8 protein-coding genes are annotated in these 10,375 nt (G+C 64.4%); all 8 read left to right on the top strand.

Annotated features, from left to right (window positions below; genetic code table 11):
• The first annotated feature begins 180 nt into the window (after window positions 1–180).
• The 8 genes from HY699_03380 to HY699_03345 all read left to right on the top strand — a co-directional run bounded on the left by HY699_03380 (window position 181) and on the right by HY699_03345 (window position 6,882).
• On the top strand, window positions 181–987 hold the full coding sequence (locus tag HY699_03380) for an alpha/beta fold hydrolase (GenBank protein MBI4514843.1): 807 nt from the start codon (window positions 181–183) through the stop codon (window positions 985–987).
• A complete protein-coding gene (locus tag HY699_03375) occupies window positions 984–2,135 on the top strand; it encodes a thiolase domain-containing protein (GenBank protein MBI4514842.1) in 1,152 nt (383 codons plus the stop codon). The genes HY699_03380 and HY699_03375 overlap by 4 nt, the downstream gene beginning before the upstream one ends.
• 61 nt (window positions 2,136–2,196) lie before the next feature.
• Window positions 2,197–2,616, top strand: a complete 420-nt coding sequence (locus tag HY699_03370; protein ID MBI4514841.1) for a Zn-ribbon domain-containing OB-fold protein — start codon at window positions 2,197–2,199, stop codon at window positions 2,614–2,616.
• Between the two features lie 11 nt (window positions 2,617–2,627).
• Window positions 2,628–3,287, top strand: a complete 660-nt coding sequence (locus HY699_03365; protein MBI4514840.1) for a PHP domain-containing protein — start codon at window positions 2,628–2,630, stop codon at window positions 3,285–3,287.
• A gap of 56 nt (window positions 3,288–3,343) precedes the next feature.
• Window positions 3,344–3,769 (top strand): MaoC family dehydratase N-terminal domain-containing protein, encoded by a 426-nt coding sequence (locus HY699_03360; protein MBI4514839.1) that lies wholly within the window; start codon window positions 3,344–3,346, stop codon window positions 3,767–3,769.
• Complete coding sequence (locus HY699_03355) at window positions 3,766–4,197, top strand: hypothetical protein (protein MBI4514838.1); 432 nt, start codon at window positions 3,766–3,768, stop codon at window positions 4,195–4,197. The genes HY699_03360 and HY699_03355 overlap by 4 nt, the downstream gene beginning before the upstream one ends.
• A 37-nt stretch (window positions 4,198–4,234) precedes the next feature.
• Window positions 4,235–5,407: an acetyl-CoA C-acetyltransferase gene (locus HY699_03350; protein ID MBI4514837.1), complete on the top strand. Its 1,173-nt coding sequence runs from the start codon at window positions 4,235–4,237 to the stop codon at window positions 5,405–5,407.
• Between the two features lie 455 nt (window positions 5,408–5,862).
• Window positions 5,863–6,882, top strand: coding sequence for an integron integrase (locus HY699_03345; protein MBI4514836.1), 1,020 nt, complete (start codon window positions 5,863–5,865; stop codon window positions 6,880–6,882).
• The last annotated feature ends 3,493 nt before the right edge of the window (window positions 6,883–10,375 follow it).

The following is a 10,375-nucleotide window of genomic DNA, read 5'->3' as shown; positions in this document are numbered from 1 at the left end:
GCCTGACAGTACACAGTACTGTCAGACTGGTGAGGATTTGCCCGGTCGGCTGCACGTTACCCACAGATTTGTCGCACACCCAACTGTGCTCACCGTCGCCTCCTTACTTGACAAGACCCGACCGCGTTGCGATACCGGCGCGCGGGTCGTTGGACTCCGCCGGGAGCGAACAGGCCGCCGATGCCGACCAAGTACACCAACGTCAACGGGACCGCCGTCAATTACTTCCACGCCGGCCGTACAACTCTGCCGGATGTAGTCCCCGACCTCGGCCGCGGCGAGCTGTTGCTGTTTATCCATGCGGCCGGCTCAAACGCCAACACCTGGAACCGGCAGCTCGAGCACTTCGGCGCCGCGCACAGCCCGCTGGCATTCGATTTCCCCGGCCATGGCCGCTCCGGTAGCACGCAAGGGTTTGACAACATCGCGGCGTACTGTGACTTCACCCAAGCCTTCAGCGATGCTCTGGGGCTGCGTCCGTTCGTATTGATCGGGCGCTCGATGGGCGGGGCGATCGCGATGGAATTTGCCCTCACCTATCCGGAGCGCGTGCGTGCCCTCGTCCTGGTGGCGACGGCCGCCAGGTTCGAGCTGTCGGCCGAACGGCTGGCGCTGTGGCGGGAGGTGATGAACGGGCGGGCGCAACAGCCGTTCACCGCCGAGGCCTTTTCGCCCAAGACCGACTTCGCCATTGTACGCGAAGCCTGGATGGAGCAGGTGAAGACCGACCCGCGAGTGCGCTACTACGATTTCGTCGCCTGCAACGCCTTTGATGCCAACGAGCGCGTGCGGCGGATAGCAGTGCCGACGTTGATCATCGCCGGCCGCGACGACTCGGTGACGCCGTTGGCGCGCTCGGAGTTCTTGCACGCGGCGATTCCCGGCGCACAACTGGTTGTGATCGACGACGCCGGCCACACCATCCCGAGCGAGAAGCCGGCAGAGTTCAATCGGGCGATCGAGGATTTCCTGCGGGGGTTGCCGTGAGCCTGGCGCAATCAGCCGTCATTGCCGGCGTCTACGAGCACCCGACGCGCTGGGCTCCGGAGAAGACTGCCTACCAGATTCACGCCGAGAGTGCGCGCGGAGCGCTGGCCGACGCTGGCTTGACGATCAAGGACGTCGACGGTTATCTCACTGCGGGTGTCAGCCCGCTCGGGGTCATGACGTTGGCCGAGCATCTCGACCTCAACCCGCGCTACCTCGATTCGACGCAAATCGGCGGCTCCTCGTTCGTCGCCCACGTCAGTCACGCGGCCGCGGCGATCGCCGCGGGCTTGTGCGAGGTGGCATTGATCACCTACGGCAGCCGCGCTTCTTCTGAGCGGTTTGCGGTCGGTACCGGTGGCCAGAGCCCGAACGATCCACCCGATCAGTTCGAGGCCCCCTACGGGCCGACGCTGATCGGGGCTTACGCCATGTGCGCGCAGCGGCACATGCACGAATTCGGCACCACCGCCGAGCAGCTGGCGGAAATCGCGGTCACCACCCGGCGCCACGCCGCACTCAACCCGGTGGCGAAGTTTCGGGATCCGATTACCGTCGATGACGTGCTGGCCTCGCGGGTGGTCTCGTCGCCGCTGCACTTGCTCGACTGCTGCATCATTACCGACGGCGGCGGCGCCGTGGTGGTCACCAGCGCCGAGCGCGGGCGCGACCTGAAGAAGAGACCGGTGCGCATCCTTGGCGCCGCCGAGGCGCTCTGCCATACCAGTAGCGGCGTGCGTGACCTCACCGCTATGGCCGCTAAGCAGTCCGGACCGCGGGCCATGGCCATGGCCGGTGTCGCGCACAGCGACATCGACATGTGCATGCTCTACGACTCGTTCACCATCACCGTGCTGGCCACGCTGGAGAATCTCGGCTTTTGTCGCAAGGGCGAGGGCGGCGCGTTTGTACAGAACGGGCGCATCGGCCTCGGCGGCGCGCTGCCGATCAACACCGATGGTGGCGGCCTGTCGTCGAACCATCCCGGTATGCGCGGCATCTTTTTGGTGATCGAAGCCGTCAAGCAGCTGCGCGGCGAGTGCGGCCCGCGCCAAGTGAACAACTGCCGGATTGCGCTCTGCCATGGCACCGGCGGCATGCTCGGCCTGCGCCACAGCGGCGCCACCCTGGTGCTGGCGAGTGCGTGAGAGATGGCAAGATGGCACCAGGGCCGTACGTGAACCGAAACGCTCAGGGACCGAGGATCTGATGGCCGAGGCCAAGTCAGCAAAACCGTTGCCCCGGGTTGACGAGGAGTCCAAGGGATTCTGGGAAGCGTGCCGGCGGCACGAGCTCTACCTTCAGCGCTGTCGCGACTGCGGCCGCTTTCGCTATTACCCGCGCGCGCTCTGCCCGCAGTGCCTGAGCGACCGCACCGATTGGGTACTTTCGTCAGGACGGGGCAGCGTGTACACCTATACCGTGACCTATCAGAACCAGGCCCCCGGCTTCCGCGAGTCGCTGCCGTACGTCCTGGCCTACGTCGAACTCGACCAAGGCGTGCGCTTGCTGACCAACATCGTCGGTTGCGCCCCGGAGCAGGTAAGCATCGGCATGCCGGTGCAAGTAGTCTTCGACGACCTGACACCGGAGATCGCGCTGCCGAAGTTCCAACCGGCCGAGGGCTGATTGCTTCCGCCATGATCCTCGATCTGCACTGCCATTCCGAAGCCTCCGAAGACAGCCGCGCCCCGGTGGAAACCTACCTCAAGTGGCTGCAGCGCAAGCGCGCCGAGGTGCCGATCGACGGCATCGTGCTCACCGAACACCGCCAGTGGGACGCCCACGCCGACTACCGCCACCTCGAAGACCGTTACGGCTTCCTGATCCTACGCGGCGCCGAGGTGGAGACCGATTACGGCCACGTGCTGGTCTACGGCGTCAACCCCGACATCACCCGGCGTTTCGACTTCACCGACGTTCGGCTGAGCGCGCGGCAGTTGATTCCGGCGCTGACCGAAATGGGTGGGATTGCCCTGCCGTGTCATCCCGGCCGGCCGACTGTGGGTCTGTGCGAGCACTACCAAAGCAAGCCGCCGCTCGATGGCGTAGTGGCGGTCGAAGCCCTCAACGGCGGCAGCCGGCGCGGGGAGGACGAGCGGGTGCAGGCTTTGATCGAGCGTTACGGCTACAAAGCCTGCGGCGGCAGCGACTCACATCTGGTTAGCTTCATCGGCATCTGCGCCACCGAATTCGAGCGCACCATCGGCACTGTCGAGGATCTTGTCACCGAGTTGCGCGAAGGCTCTTACCGGCCGGTTGACTTCCGCGCCCAACCGGCCCAGCGCGCCGCCTCGTGAGCGGCGGCAGCCACCGCCGAGGCACTGGCAGCAATTACGATATACGGGCAACGGCCATGGCACTGGAATTCGATCGTTCCATCATCGGCAGCGAGTACGATCACACCGTCCACCCGCCGGTGGCGGCCGAGCGCATACGCGAGTACGCCGCCGCGGCGGGCGAGACCAACCCGCGCTACACCACCGCCGATGACGCCGAGCTGATTGCCTCGCCGACGTTCGTGGTGTCGCTGCGCGGCCAGCATTTCTGGCCGCGCAATATGCCCAACTTCGGCCGCAGCGGCTTCGACGCCGGCAAGGACATCGAGTTCGGCGCGCCGGTACGTGCCGGCGACGTGCTGACCAGCACCAGCACCGTTCACGACATCTACGAGAAGACCGGCCGCAGCGGCAGCATGGTCTTCATTATCTTGAGAACCTTGGTTACCAACCAGCGCGGCGAGTTGGTGGCCACCATCGACCAGAAGATGATGGTGCGATGAGCAAGCGCGTAACGTTCGACAGCGTGGAGGTCGGCGACGAACTTCCGGTTTTGAGCCTGACCCTCTCCGCCCAAGAGGTGAAACGCTACGCCGAGGCAGCCAACATGCCCGGCGCCCGCTTCATGAGTGACGAAGAAGCCAAGGCCGAAGGCCTGCCGGGGCAGATCGCACCCGGCAACATGAGCATGGCGCTGTTCAGCCGCATGATCACCGACTGGTGCCCGGAGGCCTGGTTGGCGCGCTTGAGCTGCACCTTTCGCGGCCTGGTGCACCCGAACCGCGCCCTGACTCTGCGCGGCGTGATCACCGAGAAACACGCCAGCGATCACGGCAACTTCGTCGAGTGCGACCTGGTGCTGGAAGGCAGCGACGGCGACCGCTGGGTCACCGGCACCGCCACGGTGCGGCTGCCGGCCCAAGCCGTTTGAGCACGGCAGTACGCCGGCGCCGCCAAGGAGGTGGACCATGGCAGAAGCATACATCATCGGCGCGCTGCGCACGGCCGTGGGCCGGCGCCACGGTAAGCTCAAGGATTGGCACCCGATCGACCTCGGCGCGCATCTGCTCAACGAGCTGATCGCCCGCACCGGCACTGATCCGAACTTGGTCGAGGACGTCATCTTCGGCTGCGTCGACCAGGTCGGGGCGCAGGCCGCCAACATCGCCCGCAACGTCGTGCTCTCGGCCGGGTTGCCGGAAACCCTTCCCGCTACCACCGTCGATCGCCAGTGCGGCTCGTCACAGCAAGCGCTGCACTTCGCCGCACAGGCGGTGATGTCAGGCGTGCACGATGTCGTGATCGCCGGGGGCGTCGAGGTGATGAGCCTGGTGCCCATCGGCGGCAACGCCGTTGCCGGGCACAAAGCCGGCTACGGCGTACCCTACGGCGCCGGCATGAAGCGGCGTTACCCCGGGGTGAAGTTCAACCAGTTCGCCGGGGCCGAGATGATGGCCCAGCGCTGGGGCCTGACCCGCGAGCAACTCGACGCCTTCGGACTGAGCAGCCACCGGAAGGCCGCGCGCGCCACCCGGGAGGGCCGCTTCGCCCGCGAGATCGTGCCGGTCACGGTCAGCAGTGATGATGGCACGGTGGAAACTTTCGAACAGGACGAGGGCATCCGCTACGACGCCAGCCCCGAAGCCATGGCCGCGCTCAAGCCGCTGAGCGAAATCGGCCTGCTCACCGCCGGCACCTCGAGCCAGATCTCCGACGGCGCAGCGGCGGTGCTGGTTGCCAATGAGCAGGGCCTCAAGCGCCTGGGCGCCAAGGCACGGGCGCGCATTCATGCCATGACGCTGGCTGCCGATGATCCGGTGATGATGCTGGGGGCGCCGATTCCCGCCACCAGCAAGCTGCTCGCCAAGGCCGGGCTGCGGATCGGTGACATCGACCTCTACGAGGTCAACGAGGCCTTCGCCTCGGTGCCGCTGGCATGGGCCAAGGAGCTCGGCGCCGATCTGGACAAGCTCAACGTCAACGGCGGTGCGATCGCCCTCGGTCATCCGCTCGGTTGCACCGGCGCGAAGCTGATGACCAGCTTGCTGCACGAGCTGGAACGGCGCGCCGGCCGCTACGGCTTGCAGACCATGTGTGAAGGCGGCGGCTTGGCCAACGCGACGCTGATCGAACGGCTCTGAGCCGCGCTCAGAGCCACGGGGGCATCTTCTCCGGCATACCTTCGACCGATACCAGGTTACTACCCTGCCGACCACGATCACCGGCCCGTCCGCTGCAACGGCGGGCAGCCGCCGTCCCGCCAGACGCGGTCGGGGTGAGGGGTTCAATCGCGAGCCAGCGCGAGCGCGGGCACCAACCTGACCCCGCATCTTTCCCGCAAGCCCCTCAGCCCCTCGGTGGCACCGGCGGCCCCGCCGGTAGCCCAAGCCGCTCTACCGGTATCGCAGGCATCTTGCCTGCAATCCCACCTCCAGGGAGCGCGGGCCGCTCGCAGGTGGCGCAGGCATCCTTGCCTGCGGTCCGCCGGCCGCCCCTCCGACTCCCTCGCTGCGCGCCGCTCGCCTCGCGAGCGCACGGCGCAGAGAACCCCCGGGATGGAGCGCCGCTGCGTCCCGCAACAACAACGCCACGCGCCATCCGCCCGTCCCTTGAGGGCGGGAGCGCCGCTCCCGCCGCTGGCAGACCTTCAGCCGCGCCCAAACCCAGACTCCACGACAAAGTCCGCGAAGACATCCGCACCCGGCACTACAGCTACCGGACGGAAGAGGCCTACGTACACTGGATCAAACGCTTCATCCTGTTTCACGGCAAGCGGCATCCGGCGGAGATGGGGGCGGCGGAAGTGTCGGCGTTCCTGTCGTCGTTGGCGACCGCTGCGCACGTGAGCGCCTCCACCCAGAATCAGGCGCTGGCCGCGCTGCTGTTTCTGTATCGTGAGGTATTGGGGCAGGGCTTCGGTTGGCTCGACGACCTGGTGCGCGCCAAGCGGACCCCGCGGCTGCCGGTCGTGCTCACGCGGGAGGAGGTCAAGGGCATCCTGGGCGAACTGCGCGGCCGTGAGTGGTTGATGGTCATGCTCCTCTACGGGGCGGGGTTGCGCCTGCAGGAGTGTTTGAGCCTGCGGGTGAAAGACGTCGATTTCGGCCGCAATGAGATCACCGTCCGCGAAGGCAAGGGAGGCAAGGACCGCCACACCATGTTACCCGCGGCGGCACGGGAACCGTTGCGTGCGCACCTGGCGGCGCTGCAAGCGGGCCACGCGGAATGGGTGCGCCAGGGGGTGGCGGCCGTGCATCTCCCGGATGCGTTAGCGCGGAAATACCCGAACGCGCCGACCGAGTGGGCCTGGCAGTGGGTGTTCCCGGCCTCCGAGCTCTGTCAGCATCCGCGCACGGGGATACGGGCACGGTTTCATTTGCACGAGTCGGTGTTGCAGCGGGCAGTGCGGGAGGCGGTGCGGCGGGCGCGCATCGGCAAGCACGTTGGCTGCCACACGTTCCGGCATTCGTTCGCCACGGACCTGCTCCGGGACGGCTACGACATCCGCACCGTGCAGGAACTGCTCGGCCACGCCGATGTCCGGACGACCATGATTTACACGCACGTGCTCAACCGCGGCGGCCACGGGGTACTGAGCCCCGCCGATCGGCTGTAGAGGACGGCGGGCATGGCCAGCCGGCTCTGCGTGATAGGCTGCAAGCCTCCCGATTCGGCGGGTGGTGATAGGCCGCGAAAAGCTTGCAAGGATCGCACGGGATGTGATAGGGGCCCGCAGGGCCGTAACCGACGGGATGAAAAGGGGAAGAGTCACAATGGCCGTGGTAACGGTGATGCGTGTTTAACTGACAGGAATCCCGTCAACTAAACACGCACCGGACCGGCCCGGCCGAAGTACGTCAGAAGATAGTTCGGCGACTTGATTATGGCCAGTAACGAGAGACGGCCCGACAGCGATGGCAATGAAGAGGGCGACAGTTCCGAAGATCGACGCATCCGTCCGCGCGCCCGGTGGAAGGCGACAAGCAGCGATGCTCCACACCTGTATTGCGCAACATGCGACATTGAAATCGATGACCTCCATAGGCGACTGTGTCCGACCTGTGGCGCGATTCTTTCCACAGCAGACCAGCGTCGCGAGAAAGAACTAGCGGCTCGCAAGAAGGAACTGGCGCCTGCGAAGGAGGACCGAATTGTCTATTCGGGGACCACGCGCGAGGGCGCTATGAGACCCGGAGCGAAGGAACGCATCGCAGCCGTCATAAACCTGGCGGGCTATATCCTGATCATCTTGGCTAGCACACTGTGTGTCGTCGGACTCACCACACCTGATTCAAATTTAGTTAGGGGGTTCGTTGTTGCGTTGGTAGCAGGGGCACTGGGCGTTACTGCGCTCGCGCTTGCCAACCGTGTGCACCGACGAACCAATAGCAACTGGAAGGCAGCCACATCTCTCCTGTTTGCCGTACGCCGTCGCTTGGCTGCGGGCCTCCATGCACTCCCTCCCATCCGGACGATTCCCTACCGGGCCGCTCGGCAGCTGGCCGCCTCCATCACTAGAACGGGCGAACGAACCGCGATGACTAGCGAGACGGAACCTTTTACACCTGTCACAAACGCTGCGGACTCGCTGAACGGCACATGGCAGGTCCAATCGAGCGAAGGCGCGGAGGTTCATGTGTTCACCTCCATAAGTTCATTAACGACGGCTATCCAAGAGGGAAAGGTGCGGCCAGGCGATAGGGCACGAAGGCTCCGGCATTCCGATGAGACAAACGAGACAAAGCCGGAGCCATGGAAGCCACTTGTTGACACTCTTGCTAAGTCATCGTTCGACGTTAGGGTGCTTCTCCAACCAGTTTGGGCGCACACTCTACTGGGAGGCACGACTGCCGCTCGCGTTGGTATAGTAATCTGTCTCGGCAACCTGGCAGTGAACTTCCTGCATAGCAAAGAATACGGAATCGCCTACTGGTTAGGTGCTATTGCAGTTTTGTGGCTTTTGGAAAAGGGGAAACGGGGCGAATTCCTGGCTTTCGTCACAGGTGCCGCGGTCCTTCTCTCCGCGCGCATACCTGCTTGGAAAGTTTTACCAGTAAGACCACCCTGGGAATCTCCACCAGTAGGGTTACTGGTGCAACTCGGTGCAACCGTTTGGAATCTCTACCAGTAGCACTACAGGTGCAACTTGGTGCAACCGTGGAGGGCGCCCTCATGGGGGTCTTCCCAGGGATGATTGTTGGGACAATTGTCGGCTTCGTTCGCCGTGGCCGCCTAAGGGTTTCTCCGTTCGTTCAAAAGGAGGCGAAGCTTTTCCGTCGTGGTCTTCTTGTGCCCGGCATTCTGTTTCTTGGACTAGTCATTGGGCACGAAGTGTTTCATATATCTCTTCAGGACTTGGTTAATAAGCACGTTCAAGAAATCGTGAGGCAGTTTCGATAGGTGGTGAGGGGATGTGGGGACGAGGTGGCCGAGTTCGCCGGCCTAGCGAGGAATGCCGAACAAAGCCCGTGCAGCCGACGCGCGATAAAACCGCGCGCGGCTGACGGGCGCCGTTCGGCAGCGAGGAGGGAAGTTCATGGAAGGCACGCAGTGTCCTTGCTGTGGCGAGTTCTTTCCCGTTGGGAATCTTGGCCCCAAGATCTGGACCAGCGTCTGTCCGAAATGCGGCTTTCAGACTGTTAAGCAAGGGGGATTGTGGACCAGGTTATTTGGGAGAAAGGCTAAGGCCGCTTCGATGCTCAGCCTCAACCCCTCCGATCAAGCCGGTCGGGCCCGGGGTAAGGCGGACCCAGATTCCGCTGGGGCTCTGGAAATTCGATGCCCAAATTGTAGTGCGCTTAACTACGGCCATGCAGAGAATATTGTGGGCGCATCTTGCTCTAAGTGCGGACAATCGCTGGAGGGTGCGATTCTCATCGTCGAAGTAATGCGTAGGCGTCAGTTGGCGATCCAGCGCGGTGTTTGGGCACCACCCGAAACAGACAGTGCTGATCCCTGCGTGGGGATTGACACCGACGATCTTTGCTCCGAGCTGCACAAGATCGCCACGCGGGAGCCATTCCTGGGAAAGCCCGGCGGCCGGTATGACAAGTGGGGAAGGCACGAACGAGCCCGCGCAATTGGGAGGGCCCTCAACGCGCGCGGGGGAATCACCCTGATGCGGGTCAAGTGGGAAACGATTTGCCGCCTAGTTGGTGACAACCGTCGAGCAGACGAGCTCAATAGCGCATGGGACGGAATTGGGGATTGGCTCGCCTAGGAACTTCACCAATCGGGCCACCCCTGGCAGGTGCTGCCGAACAGGCGCATGAGCCCGTGGGGCGGCGCCGAGCGCTCGTGCGTAGATGGTGGATTTCATTCTGCGCCGCCCGCGGGTTAGGCGCGGCGTGAGTAGTCTGGAGAAGACCCGAAAATCATAAGGCCTCCGTCAATAGCGCACGCACGACAAATGAGTGAACTCTGGACACGCCGATTGAAACCCAACGCTTCCATTTGGAAGCTGCTAGCCCAACTTCCGCAGTTTGACGGCCGAAAATATTTTTCACCCGGGTCCAGCCGGGAAAACCCCGCGAGGTTGCTGGGGGCAGATCGGGCGTCGTCGGAAAAGCGCGTGTAGTGCCAACTTTTCGCACTTGCGGCGGTCGCGCTGCAGCGCGTACAACCGGCGCGTGGTGGAGGTGGTGCGGTGTGTACATTCGACCGTCGGTAGTGCGCAAAGGCGGGAAGACCTACCGCTACTTTCGTCTGGTACGCTCGGTGCGCCGCAACGGCAAAGTGGTACAGGAAACCGTCGCCCAACTCGGCGAACTCGATGCGCGCGGCCAGCGCGAGGCACGAGCACTGGCCGCGCGCATATGCGGCGTGCGTGTCGATCAACAGCGGTCGTTCTTCGAGGCGCCAGACTCCTGTGAGCCACAGACAGTGGCGGTGCGTCTGGATCGGCTGCGCGTGGAGCGCCAGCGCCGGTTCGGTGGTGTCCTTCCGGTGAGCATGCATAGCTCGATTTTCCCGGGGCGATCGGTTGCGACCGGGCCACCGAGACGGAGCGACGGATCAGCGGGGTGGGAACCGGCTGCGCCGCCACCGGTCAGCGCGGTGGATCGGGACCGGTGTTCAGTGCGGCGAGCGGGTCGCGGTAGCTCCAGGGC

It is taken from the genome of Deltaproteobacteria bacterium (assembly GCA_016210005.1).
GTDB lineage: Bacteria > Desulfobacterota > Binatia > HRBIN30 > JACQVA1 > JACQVA1.
The sequence above is the reverse complement of the archived record's forward strand: the minus strand, read 5'-3'. Positions and strand labels throughout refer to the sequence as shown.

Bases quoted from the DNA above. Each gene is read 5' to 3' on its own strand.
- HY699_03380 (MBI4514843.1), top strand. From the start codon at position 181: ATGCCGACCAAGTACACCAACGTCAACGGGACCGCCGTCAATTACTTC.
- HY699_03370 (MBI4514841.1), top strand. From the start codon at position 2,197: ATGGCCGAGGCCAAGTCAGCAAAACCGTTGCCCCGGGTTGACGAGGAG.
- HY699_03365 (MBI4514840.1), top strand. From the start codon at position 2,628: ATGATCCTCGATCTGCACTGCCATTCCGAAGCCTCCGAAGACAGCCGC.
- HY699_03360 (MBI4514839.1), top strand. From the start codon at position 3,344: ATGGCACTGGAATTCGATCGTTCCATCATCGGCAGCGAGTACGATCAC.
- HY699_03355 (MBI4514838.1), top strand. From the start codon at position 3,766: ATGAGCAAGCGCGTAACGTTCGACAGCGTGGAGGTCGGCGACGAACTT.
- HY699_03350 (MBI4514837.1), top strand. From the start codon at position 4,235: ATGGCAGAAGCATACATCATCGGCGCGCTGCGCACGGCCGTGGGCCGG.